Origin of the sequence: Enterobacter sp. SENG-6, assembly GCF_001605945.1 — a bacterium.
Taxonomy (GTDB): Bacteria; Pseudomonadota; Gammaproteobacteria; order Enterobacterales; family Enterobacteriaceae; genus Enterobacter; species Enterobacter cloacae.
Window position 1 is genome coordinate 44367 of sequence record NZ_LOMM01000076.1, and the last position, 18198, is coordinate 62564.

An 18198-nucleotide genomic window follows, 5' to 3' on the forward strand; every position below is an offset into this window, starting at 1 on the left:
GTAAAAAAACGGAGCGCTACGCTCCGTTTTTTTATGCCCGTCAGTTGGTGGCCGGGTATTCCTGAATGGTCACATGCAGCGTCAGTTTCTTATCGTTGCGCATGACTTCAACCGGGATGATGGAACCCGGACGAATTTCTGCCACCTGGTCCATCGTCTCAAGCGCAGAGACCGCCGGTGTGCCGTTGACCGACAGAATGACATCATTAACCTGAATGCCCGCATTGGCAGCCGGTCCACCAGGCGCCACTTCGTTAACCACAATCCCCTGAATCTGATCGATCCCGCCACCCTGTGTATGCATAGGGGCAATTTCGCGACCACCAATCCCGATGTAACCGCGGATCACGCGACCGTCCCGGATCAGCTTGTCCATAATTTTGGTTGCCAGCTGGAACGGAATGGCAAAGCCGATCCCTTCCGGCGTCTCGCCATCGTTGCTTTTATCGAAGGAGAGGGTGTTGATACCCATAAGCTCGCCCAGCGAGTTGACCAGCGCACCGCCGGAGTTCCCGTGGTTGATGGAGGCATCGGTTTGCAGGAAGTTCTGCCGTCCCGATGGGTTCAGACCGATGCGACCCGTGGCGCTGATGATCCCCTGGGTGATGGTCTGCCCCAAGTTGTATGGGTTACCGATAGCCAGAACCACATCGCCAATGTGCGGAGTGCGTTTACGGTTGATCGGAATCACGGGCAGCCCGCCGGTGGCGTTGATTTTCAGCACGGCCAGATCGGTCAGGCTGTCAGAGCCGACAAGTAAGGCCTCAAACACGCGGCCATCCTGAAGTGCGACGATGATCTGGTCAGCATCGTTGATCACGTGCTTGTTGGTAATGATGTATCCGCGATCGTCCATAATCACGCCGGAGCCGAGGGTACGGATCTCCAGCTGGTTATGGGCTGAACTGTTAAGACCACGGTTGTAGACGTTCACCACTGCGGGTGCGGCACGGCGAACGGCCTGATTATAGGTGGCAGGCGTTTCATCCGCGCTGTCAAACTGGGGAGCCGACAGCTTGTTGAACTGGCGTAAAGACGGCATGGCCGCTAACAGCAGGCCCGCAACAATCAAACCGATGGCAATGGAACGAAAGAGCTTTAAAAGCATGATGCGCGTGTCGTTAAAAAAGGAACGGTTTGCAGCATAACATGAGTTATCCCGGACATCACACGCGGCGGTGATACCCGGGATAGCAAATGCTTAGCGCAACAGAATATAGATAGATTCGTTGCCGCGCATAATTTGCAGGGCAATGACCGTTGGTTTACTTTCCAGCACCTTGCGCAGCTCAGCGATAGACTGCACGCGAGTGCGATTCACGCCGATGATCACATCATCCTGATGCAATCCCGCCTGCGCGGCAGGGCTGCTCTTCTCTACGGTATCGATGCTGATGCCTTTGGTGCCGTCTTTCAGTTGCCCGTCGCTGAGGGTCGCGCCCTGCAGCGCCGGGGCGATAAGCTCCGCACTGGCGGAGGAAGAGGTGCTCTTGTCCAGCGTCACTTCCACATTCAGCGGTTTGCCGTCACGAATCAGGCCCAGCTTCACTTTGGCGCCCGGTTCGGTGGTGGCGATACGTGAGCGCAGCTCTGCAAAGCTGCTCAGCGGCTTATCATTCAGGCTGACGATCACATCACCTGATTTAATGCCCGCTTTTGCCGAGCCGGAATTGGGCAGCACTTCACTGACGAACGCACCGCGCTGCACGTTGATGTTGAACGCTTTTGCGATATCGGCGCTCATCTCCATCCCTTTGATGCCCAACAGGCCGCGTTTGACTTCACCAAACTGGATAAGCTGCTGTGCCAGCGTTTTGGCCATATTGCTGGGAATCGCAAACCCGATCCCGATACTGCCGCCACCTGGCGCGAGGATTGCTGTGTTAATACCAATCAGCTCGCCGTTAAGGTTCAGCAGCGCCCCGCCGGAGTTCCCGCGGTTAATTGAGGCATCGGTCTGGATAAAGTTTTCCAGGCCTTCAAGATTCAGGCCGCTGCGCCCCAGCGCGGAAATGATCCCGGAGGTCGCCGTTTGTCCTAAACCAAAGGGGTTGCCCACGGCAACAGCAAAGTCGCCGACGCGCAGTTTGTCGGAGTCGGCGATGGCAATCTGGGTCAGATTACTTGGGTTTTGCACCTGCAACAGCGCGATGTCGCTCTGGTCATCGCCGCCGATCAGTTTGGCATCAAATTCCCGACCATCATTCAGCTGCACGCTGATTTTATCGGCCTGGCTGATAACGTGGTTGTTGGTCAGAATATAGCCTTTGGCCGCATCAATGATGACGCCTGAGCCCAGCCCTTCAAAAGGCTGAGCCTGCTGGTCGGGCGACTCATCGCCAAAATATTTTTTCAGTTCTTCAGGTACGCGCTGGCTTTGCACGGCAGTGCCTTCTACCTGCACGCTGACTACCGCAGGCAACACTTTTTCCAGCATGGGTGCGAGGCTCGGAATCGCCGTCTGGCCCGGCACCTGCGAGGGAAGGGCGGCAAAGGCAGGGAAGGACGCCGAGAGAGATAACCCGACACTTAACGCTAACGCGCTCAACAGCTGGTTCTTTTTCTTCATCGATGCTGACTCTCGTAACCTGGAGTAAAGGAAAAAACGGGCCCAAAAACACGTTGATGTTATTGAATTTTAAACCGCTGAACAATGAGGTGTTTAACTAAATAATAGCTGGGGTCAGGAAGAAAGGACGGGCGCAATCGCTGCGCCCGTAAAATAATTTCAGGTTGTGTGATTAATCGCGCTTAACACCGCCGCGCAGCAGGCCGGACGCGCCATCAGAATAGTCGCGAGGCATCTGAACAGGGGCCTGATCGTTACCGGCCTCAGAGTCTGCCAGACGGTTGCGGAACGGGTTGGTTTCCGCGGTCATTTCCGGCAGCAGGCTGCTGGAGCTTTTTGCCATGTGCTGATACAGCTGGCGGTAGTCGGTCGCCATATTGTCCAGCAGCTCAGCGCTACGGGCAAAGTGGCTGACCAGCTCTTCGCGGTACTCTTCCAGCTCGGCTTTGTTCTTTTCCAGTTCGTATTGCAGTGACTGCTGCTGACGCAATTTGCGATTACCGAAACGCATGGCCACAGCACCGATCACGATGCCGACGACTAAACCGATTAGCGCATATTCCCAGGTCATGAACTTCTCCCGTTGTCTTGTTGTTCCGTAGGGTGTTGGCTCGGCTCCTGCCTGTGCCTGATATTGCCACTATAACCGCTATTTCTGCAGAAGTGGAATCCTGACGTATCATCGCGTAGTGTAGAACGGCCTTTTTTTCATCAGTCACGCCTGCTGATGAGGTTTAATTGAAGGAATAACAACAAGATTATGCAAAACCTGTCCCCCGCATCGCGATATCAACTGGCCCTGGACGAGGGCTCACATCAGCCGGATGACGTTCAACGTGAAGCGGTTAACCGTCTGGATACCCTTTTCCATGAGCTTACGGCAAAACCTGCGGAAGCAGGGCAGAGCGGTGGGCTGAAGGCGGCATTGAGCCGACTGCTCGGAAAAAAAGAGCCACAGGCTAACGCTCCGGCACGCGGTTTATATATGTGGGGCGGTGTCGGTCGCGGGAAAACCTGGTTGATGGATCTGTTTTATCAGAGCCTGCCGGGTGAGCGTAAACAACGCCTGCACTTCCACCGCTTTATGCTGCGGGTGCATGAAGAGTTAACGGCGCTGCAGGGCAAAAGCGATCCGCTGGAGGTTGTGGCTGACAGGTTTAAGGCCGAAACGGACGTCCTCTGTTTCGATGAGTTTTTTGTTTCGGATATCACCGATGCCATGCTGTTGGGCGGCCTGATGAAAGCGCTGTTTGCCCGCGGCATCACGCTGGTCGCCACCTCGAATATTCCGCCGGATGAGCTGTATCGTAACGGCCTCCAACGGGCGCGTTTCCTGCCTGCCATTGATGCCATCAAACAGCATTGTGACATTATGAACGTTGATGCAGGCGTGGATTACCGTTTGCGCACGCTGACTCAGGCGCACCTGTGGCTCTCACCGCTGAATGCCGAGACCACCCGCCAGATGGATAAACTGTGGCTGGCGCTGGCGGGGGCAAAGCGCGAAAACGCCCCGACGCTGGAGATTAACCATCGTCCGTTGCCTACGCTCGGTGTTGAAAACCAAACGCTGGCGGTCTCTTTTGCGACGCTGTGCGTGGATGCCCGCAGTCAGCACGACTACATCGCCCTTTCGCGCCTGTTCCACACGGTGATGCTGCTGGATGTACCCGTCATGACACGGCTGATGGAAAGCGAAGCGCGACGCTTCATTGCGCTGGTGGACGAGTTTTACGAACGCCACGTCAAGCTGGTGGTGAGCGCCGAGGTGCCTTTATATGAGGTGTATCAGGGGGAACGTTTGAAGTTTGAGTTCCAGCGCTGCCTGTCGCGCCTGCAGGAGATGCAGAGCGAGGAGTACCTGAAGCTGGAGCATATGCCTTAAATGCTACCCTCTCCCCGTGGAAGAGGGGCTGGGGGTGAGGGCACCGGACCGCAAAAACTCGCCCCCCGAAAAACCCATTCCAAATCACATTTAAGGGTCGATCTTTGACCTCAACTTCTCTATAATCTTGCGACCCCACGTTACGAGAAGGTTTTTTTCCCGAAACTTTCTATGTGTCGGCATGAGCTATTCGAAGGGGTAGGTTTGCCGGACTTTGTCGTGTGAACCTCAACTGACTAAACGTTTGGGTGTTCACCAACGTGTAACTTATTATTTGGGTAAGCTTTTAATGAAAACTTTTACAGCTAAACCAGAAACCGTACAACGCGACTGGTATGTTGTTGACGCGACCGGTAAAACTCTGGGCCGTCTGGCTACTGAACTGGCTCGTCGCCTGCGCGGTAAGCACAAAGCGGAATACACTCCGCACGTTGATACTGGTGACTACATCATCGTTCTGAACGCAGAAAAAGTTGCTGTAACCGGCAACAAGCGCGAAGACAAAATGTACTACCACCACACTGGCCACATCGGTGGTATCAAAGAAGCGACCTTTGAAGAGATGATTGCTCGCCGTCCTGAGCGTGTGATTGAAATCGCGGTTAAAGGCATGCTGCCAAAAGGCCCGCTGGGTCGTGCTATGTTCCGTAAACTGAAAGTTTACGCAGGTAACGAGCACAACCACGCGGCACAGCAACCGCAAGTTCTTGACATCTAATCGGGATTATAGGCAATGGCTGAAAATCAATACTACGGCACTGGTCGCCGCAAAAGTTCCGCAGCTCGCGTGTTCATCAAACCGGGCAACGGTAAAATCGTAATCAACCAGCGTTCTCTGGAACAGTACTTCGGTCGCGAAACTGCCCGCATGGTAGTTCGCCAGCCGCTGGAACTGGTTGATATGGTAGAAAAACTGGATCTGTACATCACCGTTAAAGGTGGTGGTATCTCCGGTCAGGCAGGTGCAATCCGTCACGGTATCACCCGCGCTCTGATGGAGTACGACGAATCCCTGCGTTCTGAACTGCGTAAAGCTGGCTTCGTTACTCGTGACGCTCGTCAGGTTGAACGTAAGAAAGTGGGTCTGCGTAAAGCACGTCGTCGTCCACAGTTCTCCAAACGTTAATCATTTTCTGCTCACGCAGAACGATTGGCGAAAAACCCGCTTCGGCGGGTTTTTTTATGGGTAATGCTCAGGTTATCCACATTATCAATGCATATATCTCCTCTTTTTCCGCATTTCCAGAATCCCCTCACCACAAAGCCATCAAAATCTGGTAAACTATCATCCAATTTTCTGCCCAAATATCGGTGAATACTCGATTTTTGTTCGATTCTTGAACAATGTGTCTTCTCTGGGATGGGCGCTACATCATCTGGCTGGCCCCACCGGGCCGGTAGCAGTAAAAATTCTGAATATACCTGGAGGTTTTCATGGCTGTCGCTGCCAACAAACGTTCGGTAATGACGCTGTTTTCTGGTCCTACTGACATTTATAGCCATCAGGTTCGTATCGTGCTGGCCGAGAAGGGTGTCAGTTTTGAGATCGAGCATGTGGAAAAGGATAACCCACCTCAGGATCTGATCGATCTCAACCCGAGCCAAAGTGTACCAACGCTGGTGGATCGCGAGCTGACCCTGTGGGAATCCCGTATCATTATGGAATACCTGGATGAGCGTTTCCCGCATCCACCGCTGATGCCTGTTTACCCTGTTGCGCGTGGCGAAAGCCGCCTGTACATGCAGCGTATCGAGAAAGACTGGTACACGCTGATGAACGTGATCGAAAACGGCTCTGCTTCAGAAGCAGACGCTGCACGTAAACAACTGCGTGAAGAGCTGCTGGCGATTGCCCCTGTGTTCGGCCAGAAACCATTCTTCCTGAGCGATGAGTTCAGCCTGGTGGACTGCTACCTGGCACCGCTGCTGTGGCGCCTGCCGACACTTGGCGTTGAATTCAGCGGCCCGGGCGCAAAAGAGCTGAAAGGCTATATGACCCGCGTCTTTGAACGCGACTCCTTCCTGGCATCCTTAACTGAACCGGAACGTGAAATGCGTCTCGGCCGAGGCTAATGACTGTGGAAATGTCACAACTTTCACCACGCCGTCCGTATCTGCTGCGCGCCTTCTATGAATGGCTGCTGGATAACCAGCTCACGCCGCACCTGGTTGTGGATGTGACGTTGCCGGGCGTGCTGGTTCCGATGGAATACGCGCGTGACGGACAGATCGTTTTGAACATTGCCCCCCGTGCGGTGGGTAATCTTGAACTGGCGAACGACGAAGTGCGTTTTAACGCGCGTTTCGGCGGCGTACCACGTCAGGTTTCCGTGCCGCTGGCCGCGGTGCTGGCTATCTACGCGCGGGAAAACGGCGCGGGTACGATGTTCGAGCCGGAAGCGGCTTACGATGAAGACGTTGCCAGCCTGAATGAAGACGATGCAACCGGGGAGCGAGACAGCGACACGGTGATGTCGGTTATCGACGGCGACAAACCTGACCGCCAGGATGAAAACGATCCTGATGACGATCCGCCACCACGCGGCGGGCGTCCGGCTCTCAGAGTGGTAAAATAAGCGTCATCCATTATAAAATCCAGCCCTCCTCAGTCGGCTGGATTTTTTTTGCCGATGTAAAGATTAAGCGCCTGTTGAACGGATATTTTTTCTATGTATAGATTTGTACAAAATTAAGACAGTGCAATGCTTTATTCTATATGGCAGAAATTTTGGAATACAAAGCCATAAAAAATAAATCATCGCAAGCAATAATTATTCTGAATATAAATGGTCTAAAAAGATCTGGAAACCTCTGTTTTATAAATCCTGGCTATTGTTTGAGTAAATCTAAAAAGAAAAGTTAATAAACCTAAGTTGCATGTATTTATCATTTCTATATTATCGCACCATGCATTTTGCAAACGGAGGTAATAGCGACTAACAAGGATGAATTCAGTCGAATTTTATTTTCTTTAAATCATAAGTTATGGATTAACTCGTGAAAAAAATTCTATTGGCTACAGCATTATTCCTTTGCGTAAACTCTACGTTTGCCGCTGAAACCGCGATATTGAAAATTAAAGGGACGCTGACAGCCTCGGCCTGTACTCCTGAATTTAGCAATGGCGGCGTGGTGGACTATGGAAATATCCGCTTAGGTGAATTGTCCTCTACGGCGGTGAACCAGTTAGGGCAACGGAATATCGATCTCACCATCACCTGCACGGCAGCAACAAAAGTGGCCTGGAATATGATAGACGATCGCGCCGACTCTAACGCAGGATTAACCGTTTCTGCCGGTACATTTACGGGTGGGGCACAGAGTGCGACTAACCAGACCTATGGCGTTGGCAAAGCAGGCACCGTAAATATTGGCTCTTATGCCATGTTTATGAAGGTGAATAGCGTTACTGCAGACGGAAAATCTGTCGATCCAATATATCAGCAGAATGGCTCAACGACCTGGGCTAAGAGTACTGATGGTTCAAGTCAGGGTGAAAATAATCGTAATATTACCGTCGCATTAGCGGGAAGTATTGACCCGCTTGCTTTCCAGACAGCAACATTTCCGCTGGTAACGTCTCTGGCTATTCAGAATACCACAACGCTTGCCATTACCGATGATACCCGGCTGGATGGTCAGTTGACGATCAGCCTAAAGTATCTGTAATTCTTTCAAATTTAAAGTGAGTTAAATTTAATGCAGAGGGAATACGCTTTCTCTCAAAAATAAGCGCCATCAACACGGAATGTTAAGTAGTGCTTTCAAGGAATATATATGACATGCTCTAAAAAGGTTTTATTTAAAACACTCGCTGCCGCAGCTTTATTCTCTGCGCAGTTTGGCGTACATGCAGCCGGTATGGTGCCAGAAACCAGTCTGCTGGTGATCGATGAAGCGACCCACAGTGGCACCATCAACGTCAAAAATACCGATAGCCATCCGTCGCTGCTGTACACCGACGTGGTGGATCTGCCGGATGATAAAGGCCTGAAACTCGTCACCACTCAGCCCGTGGTGCGTCTTGAGCCCGGTCAGACTCAGCAATTGCGTTTCATCCTGCAAACCAGCAAACCGCTGGACGTTGAGCACTACAAGCGTGTGACCTTCGAAGGGATCCCGCCGAAGAGCGATGACAATAAAGTGAAAATTGGCATCAATATTCGTCAGGACCTGCCCGTGCTGATTCGCCCTGCGAAGCTGGCCGTGGTAACCGATGCGTGGAAATTCCTCGAATGGACCGCGTCAGGCACGTCCGTCACGGTAAAAAACCCAAGCAAATATGTTGTGCGTCTGGCACAGAACGTGGTGCTGCAGCCTTCAGGCATCAGCGGATCGCTTGCCAAAACCTACATTTTACCCGGTGAAACCATGACGGTTTCTATGGGCAAATCCGTCAGTGGAAACACGAAAGTGAAGTTTTTCCCGGCCAGCCGCTATGGGGTCGAAGTGCCCAGCTTTATCTCGGATCTCAATAAAAAATAAAGGATTATGGCGGTGCGTAAAAAAAGCCAACTTGCACTTTTTGTGCGCGCTGTGATTTATAGCGCAATACCTCTGATGTTGCTTGATGCTCCCTCCCTCCACGCGAGGGAGGTGACGTTTGATACTGATATCCTGAAATCACGTGGTCTTGGGGCCGATCTAAACCGCTATTTTGCACAAGCACCGCGCTTTTTACCGGGGACGCATTCCGTTTCTGTCAAAGTGAACGGTAACGATCGCGGAACAGCAGCCGTACGCTTCAGTGAAGACGGAACGATGTGCGTTGATAACGACTTCCTGGAATTTGCAGGTCTCATGCCGGTGCCCATAAAGGCGAATGAGACCTGCCATGATCTGCGTAGCGATTACGCTCAGGCGGTGATCAATCCCTTGCCAAACCAGGAAGCGGTCGAGCTTTATCTGCCAGCGGAAGCACTTAACAGCCTGAGCGCTGATGTCAAAAATTTCCAGCATGGCGGCACGGCGGGCATGCTTAACTACTCGCTCTTCAGCACCAAAAACGAATACAGCGGAAGTGACAGCAGCAGTAACCGTTACTCACAGGCAAGCCTGGAGGCGGGCTTCAACGCGATGGACTGGTCGCTACGCAGCCGCTATATCCTGACGGATGACGACGGCAACCGAAACGCAGAGAGTATTTATACCTACGCAGAGCATGTGTTTGTTCCTCAACGCCTGACCATGCAGGTGGGGGAAATTAACGCCATGTCAGATGTGTTAAGCGGAGTCCCGATTACCGGTGTGCAGTTAATGCCGACCAGTGGTCTGCAGAAAGACAGTTCGGGGGTGAGCGTATCCGGTATTGCCCGAACCTCGCAGGCGCGCGTTGAAGTGCGCCAAAACGGAAGACTCATTTTCAACACGTTAGTACCGGCGGGCCCGTTCACGCTGGATGACGTCCCGATGGTCCGTAACAACGTCGATCTTGACGTCACCGTTGTGGAGTCCGACGGTTCGACCAACCGCTATATTGTTCCCGCCGCATCCGTAAAAGCCCGAAATCTTTCAAAACCAAACGGCCTGACCGTTTCGGCAGGCCAGGTGCGTGGTATAGACAGTGACTACAGCGATCCGCTGGTCTTCAACGTATCCGATGGCTGGCGAATTTTCCCCTGGATGAACCTGCTTGCCTCCGGCGTGGTAGCTGAAGATTACCAGGCCGCGGGGGCGCGCACAGAATTTATGGTTACCGATGGCTGGAACGTCTCTACCAGTATGGCCGCCAGCAACGCGCAATTTGGCGACAGTGATAACGGTATCAAAAACGAACTCCAGAGCGATTACTCGTTGACTGAGAATGTCGGCCTGTCTGCCAGCGTGGCGCATTACAGCGGTGATTATCGTGAACTCGCAGATGCCATGGATGATGATTATCAGGGCTATGACAACAGTTATTCGGCCAACGTACGTTGGTCCACAGAATTGGCCGGGGCATTTAGCGCGGGCCTGAGCTACAACCAGGCCGCAGGAGACGGCGAAGATTCCCGCTACTTGCTTCTGTCGTGGGGAAAAACCTTCAAATACGCTTCAATCAACGTGAACTGGCAAAGCGCAGTGGGCAGCACGGATGACGACCAGGACGACGATCTGCTCTATATCAACCTCAGCATTCCGTTAGGCGGTTCGCAGAGCCTGAGTTCGTATATGCGTAAGCAGGGCGACAGCACCAGCTATGGTCTGGCGAACAGCGGGTCGCTGGGGGAGAACACCAACTACTATATTTCTGCCGATCGTGATGACGAATCACAGGAAAACAGCTTCAACGGCAACATCAACACTAATCTTCACTACACCCAGCTTAGCGTCGGGGGCGGTACCAGCGGCGATCATCAGCGTAACTACAATGCGACCCTGTCTGGCGGCATTGCGATGCACAAAGACGGTGTGACCTTCTCACCGTATTCCATCAAGGACACGTTTGCCATCGCCAGACTTAGCGAACCGAAAGCGGGCGTTGAGATCACCACGCCGCAGGGCACCGTCTGGACCGACCGCTGGGGCCAGGCTGTCATTCCCGGCCTGACTGAATGGCGTAACTCACGTATCGAAGTGGATGCGAACAAGCTACCGCAGAGCATGACCCTGGCGAACGGGACCAAATATATTGCTGCTGCACATGGCTCGGTAAGCGAAGTGAGCTTCAAAGTATTGAACAGCCGCCGCGTGATGTTACGTATTAAGCAGGCCGACGGGAAGCCGCTGACGAAAGGTCTGTCGGTGGTGGATGATAAAAATAACTACGTGGTGACGGTGGTTGATGACGGACATGTCTTCCTGAACGATGCCGATCAGATTAGCGCGCTTTATGCCGTTGATGATGACAATAACCGTCTGTGCAAACTTGATTTTACGCTTCCTGAAAAGCACGACGAAGACGCGTTTTACGAAGAAGTTAACGGAGTATGTCGATGAACATTCAACGTCTGGCTGCGCTATTGCTGCTTGCTTTACCGTGCCTTTCTTATGCTGACGATTGTCAGCTAACGCTCTCTCAGCCGGTTGTGGATTATCACCAGATGCGGCGTGACAGCATTGTCACCAGCCAGCAGAGCTGGAACAAAATGCCGGAAAAAGACATAAATGTCAGCGTCTATTGCCCGGAAAAACAACAGATGGCGACGCTGTTACAGGGGGCTTCTGGTCAGAAAGGGCGTTTTCAGTTTGGTCAGAACGGTGGTGTGGCGATAAAGGTCAGCAACCTGACGCTGGATGGTAAAAGCTACAACGTAGGGAAAACAACGGATCAGGTGAATTTTACGCCGGATACTGATAATGGGTCATCGCTCTATATCCGCAATAACGAGGCTGTCGTGGCGGTTGAAAACGGCAGGGTACCCAGCGGCCAGCAGATGAACTTTACCGTCACCATTTTCCCGGTGCTCAATGACAGCGCGTTTAACCATATTGCGGATCAAACCGCGCTGGAGACCGATTTAACCTGGCAACTGCTTAAAAAATAAAAGTTGGCCCGGCAATCGCCGGGCCATTTTTTACACTTCCAGATAGTTCAGTATACCGTCTGCCGCCTTACGGCCTTCGGCAATTGCCGTCACCACCAGGTCAGAACCACGAACGATATCACCACCGGCGAAGATTTTCGGGTTGCTGGTCTGGAACGCATTGTCGCTGCCTTCTGGCGCGATAATACGACCCTGCGAATCCAGCTCAACGCTGTGCTTCGCCAGCCACTCCATGCTGTGAGGACGGAAACCGAACGCCATGACGACCGCGTCAGCCGGGATCACGTGCTCAGAACCAGCCACGATCTCCGCGCGACGACGGCCTTTGGCATCCGGGGTACCCATCTCGGTGCGCGCCATCTTCACGCCGCTCACTTTACCGTTGGCATTCACTTCAATACCCAGAGGCTGGATGTTGAACTGGAACTCCACGCCCTCTTCACGCGCGTTTTTCACTTCGCGTTTTGAGCCCGGCATGTTCTCTTCGTCACGACGGTAAGCACAGATTACGTGCGCCGCGTTCTGACGAATGGAGGTACGCACGCAGTCCATCGCGGTGTCACCACCGCCCAGCACCACCACGCGTTTGCCTTCCATGCTGACGTAAGGCTCGTCAGCCGTTTCGCCATATCCCATGATCTGCTTGGTGTTGGCAATCAGGAACGGCAGCGCGTCGTACACCCCTGGCGCGTCTTCGTTCTCGAGCCCGCCACGCATGGACTGATAGGTGCCCACGCCCAGGAATACGGCGTCGTAATCCTTCAGCAGGTCGTCGAGCTGCACGTCGCGGCCCACTTCTACATTCAGTTTGAACTCGATGCCCATGCCGGTGAAGATTTCACGGCGACGGGTCATAACCTCTTTCTCCAGCTTGAAGGCCGGGATACCGAAGGTCAGCAGGCCGCCGATCTCCGGATGACGGTCAAAGACCACCGCCTTCACGCCGTTACGGGTCAGGACATCCGCACAGGCCAGGCCCGCCGGACCCGCGCCGATGATCGCCACGCGCTTATCGGTTTGCTTCACGCCGGTCATATCCGGGCGCCAGCCCATCTCAAACGCTTTATCGTTGATGTAGCGCTCAATGTTACCGATGGTCACCGCGCCAAACTCGTCGTTCAGCGTACAGGAGCCTTCACACAGACGGTCCTGCGGACACACGCGGCCGCACACTTCTGGCAGGGTGTTGGTCTGGTGAGAAAGCTCGGCGGCTTCAAAAATACGCCCTTCGTTGGCCAGCTTCAGCCAGTTAGGGATGTAGTTATGGACCGGACATTTCCACTCACAGTAAGGGTTACCGCAGGACAGGCAGCGGTCTGCCTGTGCTTTGGCCTGGCCTTCTGAAAACGGCTCATAGATTTCTACAAATTCAATTTTACGGATCTTCAGCGGTTTCTTTGGCGGATCAACACGCTGCAGGTCGATAAACTGGTATACGTTCTGGCTCATCTGAATTCCTTACTGCGCCTGCACACGCAGCTCTGCTGCGCTACGACTACGGTGACCCAACAGGGCTTTAACATCGCTGGACTTCGGTTTAACCAGCGCGAATTTCGCAGAGAACGCTGGCCAGTTCGCCAGGATCTCTTCGCCGCGCGAAGAACCGGTATGCTGCACGTGTTCGGTAATCAAACCGCGCAGGTGTTCTTCGTGGATCGCCAGCGTATCAACGTCCAGCACTTCCACCAGCTCCGGGTTCACGCGTTTGCGGAACTCACCATCTTCATCCAGGACGTATGCAAAACCGCCCGTCATACCTGCGCCAAAGTTCACGCCGGTTTTACCCAGCACGCAAACAATCCCGCCCGTCATGTATTCACAGCCGTTATCGCCAATGCCTTCCACCACGGTGATAGCACCGGAGTTACGCACCGCAAAACGCTCACCCGCACGGCCCGCGGCAAACAGACGGCCACCGGTCGCGCCGTAAAGACAGGTGTTACCGATGATGCTGGCTTCGTGACTGCGGAAGGCAGAGCCCACCGGAGGACGCACCGCCAGCAGACCACCCGCCATGCCTTTACCGACGTAGTCGTTGGCATCGCCAGTCAGGTACAACTCAACGCCGCCGGCATTCCACACGCCGAAGCTCTGACCCGCCGTACCGCTGAAGTGCGCGGTGATCGGATCCGCTGCCAGCCCCTGATCGCCGTGCGTCTGCGCGATGTAACCAGAGAGCGACGCGCCCACAGAGCGGTCGGTGTTGCGGATATCAAACCAGAACGTTTTACTCTGCTTCTCATCCACATATGGCTTCGCCTGCTGCAGCAGCTGCGCGTTCAGCACGCCATTGTCGAACGGCGGGTTGTTCTCGGTGCAGTAGACCGCTTTACCCGGATGCGGCTCGGCCGTTTCCAGCAGCTTGCCCAGATCCAGTTTCTGCTGTTTGGCAGTGAAACCGTCCAGCTCTTTCAGCAGGTCCGTACGGCCAATCAGATCCACCAGACGTTTTACACCCAGCTGCGCCATCAGCTCGCGGGTTTCACGGGCGATGAAGTCAAAGTAGTTCGTCACTTTGAACGGCAGGCCGTGATAGTGGTTCTTACGCAGCTTCTCGTCCTGGGTTGCAACGCCGGTCGCACAGTTGTTCAGGTGGCAAATACGCAGGTATTTACAGCCCAGCGCAACCATCGGGCCGGTACCAAAGCCGAAGCTTTCCGCACCCAGAATCGCCGCTTTGATGATGTCGAGGCCGGTTTTCAGGCCGCCGTCCACCTGCAGACGGATCTTATGACGCAGACCGTTTGCCACCAGCGCCTGTTGGGTTTCCACCAGGCCCAGCTCCCACGGACAACCCGCGTATTTCACGGAAGAGAGCGGGCTTGCACCAGTACCACCGTCATAACCGGCGATGGTGATGAGATCCGCATAGGCTTTCGCCACACCGGTCGCGATGGTGCCGACGCCCGGTTCGGAAACCAGCTTCACGGAGATCATCGCTTTCGGGTTGACCTGTTTCAGGTCGAAAATCAGCTGCGCCAGATCCTCGATAGAGTAGATATCGTGGTGCGGCGGCGGGGAGATCAGCGTCACGCCCGGTACCGAGTAACGCAGTTTAGCGATGTACGGGGTGACTTTATCACCCGGTAACTGACCGCCTTCGCCCGGTTTTGCCCCCTGAGCGACTTTAATCTGAATGACGTCGGCGTTGACCAGGTACGCTGGCGTTACGCCAAAGCGACCAGATGCCACCTGCTTGATACGGGACACTTTATTGGTGCCGTAGCGGGCAGGATCTTCACCGCCTTCACCGGAGTTAGAGTTACCGCCGATGCTGTTCATCGCTTCGGCCAGCGCCTCGTGGGCTTCCGGGCTTAATGCGCCGATGGACATCGCAGCGGTGTCAAAGCGTTTGAACAGCTCAGACGCAGGCTCTACGTCGTCGATGCTGACCGCTTCATCACCTGGGTTCAGCGCCAGCAGATCGCGCAGCGTGGCTGCCGGGCGGTTGTTCACCAGCTCAGCATACTGCTGATAATCGCTGTACTCGCCGCTCTGGACGGCCTGCTGCAGCGTGCGCACCACGTCCGGGTTGTAGGCGTGATACTCACCACCGTGAACGTACTTCAGCAGACCACCTTGCTCCAGCGGCTTACGTGCCAGCCAGGCGCGCTTAGACAGGTTCACCAGATCCTGCTGGAAGTCGGCAAAACCGGCTCCACCGATGCGGCTGACCACGCCCTGGAAGCAGAGGTTTGCCACGTCGTTATGCAGGCCAACCGCTTCAAACAGCTTCGAGCAGCGGTAAGAGGCGATGGTCGAGATGCCCATTTTGGACATGATTTTGTAGAGACCTTTGTTGATGCCGTTACGGTAGTTCAGCATCACGGTACGGTAATCTTTGTCGATCGCGCGGGTGTCCACCAGACGAGCCAGCGTTTCGTAGGCCAGGTATGGATAGATCGCCGTCGCACCAAAGCCTAACAGCACGGCAAAGTGGTGCGGATCGCGTGCGCTTGCGGTTTCAACAATGATGTTGGCGTCGCAGCGCAGGCTCTTATCGACCAGACGCGTCTGGATAGCCCCCACCGCCATTGGCGCAGGCACCGGCAGGCGGTTCTTCGCAATGTTACGGTCAGACAGCACCAGCAGAACGGTGCCGTTACGCACCATCTGTTCCGCTTTGTCACACAGCGCGTTCACCGTCTCTTCGAGGGTCGCTTCGGTCACGTCGAAGGTAATATCGAGCGTGTCTGCACGGTAGTGATCCTCTTTCAGCGTGGTGAGCTGTTTGAAATCGGAGTAAAGCAGGATCGGAGATTTAAAGGTCAGGCGGTGAGCCTGGCCTTCTGCCTCGCAGAAGACGTTCATCTCGCGACCAATGCTTGTCGCCAATGACATGACGTGGGCTTCACGCAGCGGGTCGATTGGCGGGTTGGTCACCTGTGCAAACTGTTGACGGAAGTAGTCATAAATTACACGCGGCTGGCTGGAGAGCACGGCAAACGGGGTATCGTCACCCATGGAGCCGACAGCCTCCTGACCGTTTTCACCAAGCACGCGGATGACGGAATCCAGCTCTTCCGCACTGTAGTTAAACTGCTTCTGGAAGCTTGCCAGCGTATCGTCGTCCAGCTCGCGGCTGCCCACTTCTTCGTCCGGCAGATCTTCGAACGGCACCAGACGGCGCACGTTTTTCTCCATCCACTCTTTATAGGGATGGCGGCTCTTCAGATCGTTGTCTGTTTCAGCGGAGTGCAGAATACGCCCACCGCGGGTATCGATAACCATCAGCTCGCCCGGCCCAACACGGCCTTTCTCAACCACTTCGTCAGGCTGGTAATCCCAGATACCGACTTCTGAGGCGCAGGTGATGAGCTTGTCTTTGGTGATGACGTAGCGCGCCGGACGCAGACCGTTACGGTCCAGGTTACAGGCGGCAAAACGACCGTCGGACATCACGATGCCCGCCGGGCCATCCCATGGCTCCATGTGCATGGAGTTAAAGTCAAAGAATGCGCGCAGCTCCGGATCCATATCCGGGTTGTTCTGCCAGGCCGGTGGCACGAGCAGACGCATGGCACGCACGATATCCATGCCGCCTGCCAGCAGCAGCTCCAGCATGTTATCCATGGAACTGGAGTCAGAGCCGGTTTCGTTAACGAACGGCGCAGCATCATGCAGGTCCGGGATCAGTGGGGTCTGGAACTTATAGGTACGGGCGCGCGCCCACTGGCGGTTACCGGTGATGGTGTTGATCTCGCCGTTGTGCGCCAGATAGCGGAACGGCTGTGCCAGCGGCCAGCGTGGAACGGTGTTGGTGGAGAAGCGCTGGTGGAACAGGCAAATGGCCGATTCCAGACGCAGGTCCGCCAGGTCCAGGTAGAAGCGCGGCAGGTCAGCCGGCATACACAGACCTTTATAGATGTTCACCAGGTTCGAGAGGCTACAGACATAGAACTCTTTGTCGTCCTGGAGACGTTTTTCAATGCGGCGGCGGGCAATAAACAGACGGCGTTCCATATCACGTGGACGCCAGCCCGCAGGCGCATTAACAAAAATCTGTTCAATACGAGGCAGCGAGGAGAGGGCGATTTCACCGAGCACCCCTTCGTTGGTTGGCACATCGCGCCAGCCGACAATAGAAAGGGTTTCACGCTGAAGTTCTTCTTCAACGATGCGGCGTGAGGCGGCAGCTTTTTCAGGATCCTGATTCAGGAACAGCATACCGACAGCGTAGTTTTTGGCTAAACGCCAGCCGCGCTCTTCCGCCACGATACGGAAGAAACGATCCGGTTTTTGCAGCAGCAGGCCGCAACCGTCGCCGGTTTTACCATCGGCAAGGATGGCACCACGGTGCTGCATACGGGCCAGTGCGTGAATAGCAGTACGCACTACCTTGTGGCTAGGTTCGCCTTCTATGTGGGCGATCAGGCCGAAACCACAGTTATCCTTCTCAAGGGATTTATCGTACAACATATCAGTGAACCTCCCCAGGCTCGTCGGGCTTCCCACTGAACCGTGGCGCACAGGCACAGAAAGAGCATGGCGACGGGGTTTGCGTTTCATACGCGGACCTCGCATTCGCCCTCTTTTCATCCTTTCGCGCAGGTAAACAAGTTTGAGGACTTGCTTCAGAGGGAATCTCAATTACTGCATAAATATGATGAGCAGGCCGCTCATCCAGAAAGCTTCCAGCGGATTTCCAACTTATCGGGAATTGGTACACAGGTCAAATGGCAATCTTATTTATACAAAAATGTGCTATAGAGAAGATAATGCATTGTATTTAAAAGATATTTAACTATTTTTACAACCACTAAGCGCCCTGCGAAGTC

At 54.3% G+C, this 18198-nt stretch carries 14 protein-coding genes; 9 read left to right on the forward strand and 5 right to left on the reverse strand.

What is annotated here, in order from left to right:
• Window positions 1-40: 40 nt before the first annotated feature.
• From degS to zapG, 3 genes are all read right to left on the reverse strand, one after another.
• The gene (degS, locus tag AX755_RS21830; protein WP_013098970.1) at window positions 41-1108 is read right to left on the reverse strand and encodes an outer membrane-stress sensor serine endopeptidase DegS; all 1068 of its coding nucleotides are present in this window, start codon (window positions 1106-1108) and stop codon (window positions 41-43) included.
• A 93-nt stretch (window positions 1109-1201) separates the two neighbouring features.
• Window positions 1202-2569, reverse strand: coding sequence for a serine endoprotease DegQ (gene degQ, locus AX755_RS21835; protein ID WP_013098969.1), 1368 nt, complete (start codon window positions 2567-2569; stop codon window positions 1202-1204).
• Window positions 2570-2741: 172 nt separating this feature from the next.
• On the reverse strand, window positions 2742-3140 hold the full coding sequence (gene zapG / locus AX755_RS21840; protein WP_008502832.1) for a Z-ring associated protein ZapG: 399 nt from the start codon (window positions 3138-3140) through the stop codon (window positions 2742-2744).
• A 189-nt stretch (window positions 3141-3329) separates the two neighbouring features.
• Here zapG and zapE point away from each other — a divergent pair, with 189 nt between their 5' ends.
• The 9 genes from zapE (at window position 3330) to AX755_RS21890 (ending at window position 11920) form a co-directional block, all read left to right on the forward strand.
• Window positions 3330-4454 carry a cell division protein ZapE gene (zapE, locus tag AX755_RS21845; protein ID WP_062857451.1) on the forward strand — a complete coding sequence of 375 codons (1125 nt, stop codon included), beginning with the start codon at window positions 3330-3332 and terminating at the stop codon, window positions 4452-4454.
• A 289-nt stretch (window positions 4455-4743) separates the two neighbouring features.
• Entirely contained in the window at window positions 4744-5172 is a 429-nt protein-coding gene (rplM, locus tag AX755_RS21850; protein ID WP_013098967.1) for a 50S ribosomal protein L13, read from the forward strand.
• Window positions 5173-5187: 15 nt separating this feature from the next.
• Window positions 5188-5580: a 30S ribosomal protein S9 gene (gene rpsI, locus AX755_RS21855; RefSeq protein ID WP_000829818.1), complete on the forward strand. Its 393-nt coding sequence runs from the start codon at window positions 5188-5190 to the stop codon at window positions 5578-5580.
• A gap of 308 nt (window positions 5581-5888) precedes the next feature.
• Window positions 5889-6527, forward strand: a complete 639-nt coding sequence (gene sspA, locus AX755_RS21865; RefSeq protein WP_013098965.1) for a stringent starvation protein SspA — start codon at window positions 5889-5891, stop codon at window positions 6525-6527.
• 5 nt (window positions 6528-6532) lie between these two features.
• Window positions 6533-7030: a ClpXP protease specificity-enhancing factor gene (sspB, locus tag AX755_RS21870; protein ID WP_013098964.1), complete on the forward strand. Its 498-nt coding sequence runs from the start codon at window positions 6533-6535 to the stop codon at window positions 7028-7030.
• Window positions 7031-7451: 421 nt separating this feature from the next.
• Entirely contained in the window at window positions 7452-8123 is a 672-nt protein-coding gene (locus AX755_RS21875) for a DUF1120 domain-containing protein (RefSeq protein WP_038983653.1), read from the forward strand.
• A 108-nt stretch (window positions 8124-8231) separates the two neighbouring features.
• A complete protein-coding gene (locus tag AX755_RS21880) occupies window positions 8232-8939 on the forward strand; it encodes a fimbria/pilus chaperone family protein (RefSeq protein ID WP_038420707.1) in 708 nt (235 codons plus the stop codon).
• Between the two features lie 6 nt (window positions 8940-8945).
• Window positions 8946-11372, forward strand: coding sequence for a fimbrial biogenesis outer membrane usher protein (locus tag AX755_RS21885; RefSeq protein ID WP_020687367.1), 2427 nt, complete (start codon window positions 8946-8948; stop codon window positions 11370-11372).
• On the forward strand, window positions 11369-11920 hold the full coding sequence (locus AX755_RS21890) for a hypothetical protein (RefSeq protein WP_062857452.1): 552 nt from the start codon (window positions 11369-11371) through the stop codon (window positions 11918-11920). Before AX755_RS21885 ends, AX755_RS21890 begins: the two co-directional genes overlap by 4 nt.
• A 30-nt stretch (window positions 11921-11950) precedes the next feature.
• Here AX755_RS21890 and gltD read toward each other — a convergent pair whose 3' ends face one another.
• Window positions 11951-13369 (reverse strand): glutamate synthase subunit GltD, encoded by a 1419-nt coding sequence (gene gltD, locus AX755_RS21895; protein ID WP_062857453.1) that lies wholly within the window; start codon window positions 13367-13369, stop codon window positions 11951-11953.
• Window positions 13370-13378: 9 nt separating this feature from the next.
• A complete protein-coding gene (gltB, locus tag AX755_RS21900) occupies window positions 13379-17839 on the reverse strand; it encodes a glutamate synthase large subunit (protein ID WP_013098958.1) in 4461 nt (1486 codons plus the stop codon).
• Window positions 17840-18198: the final 359 nt, after the last annotated feature.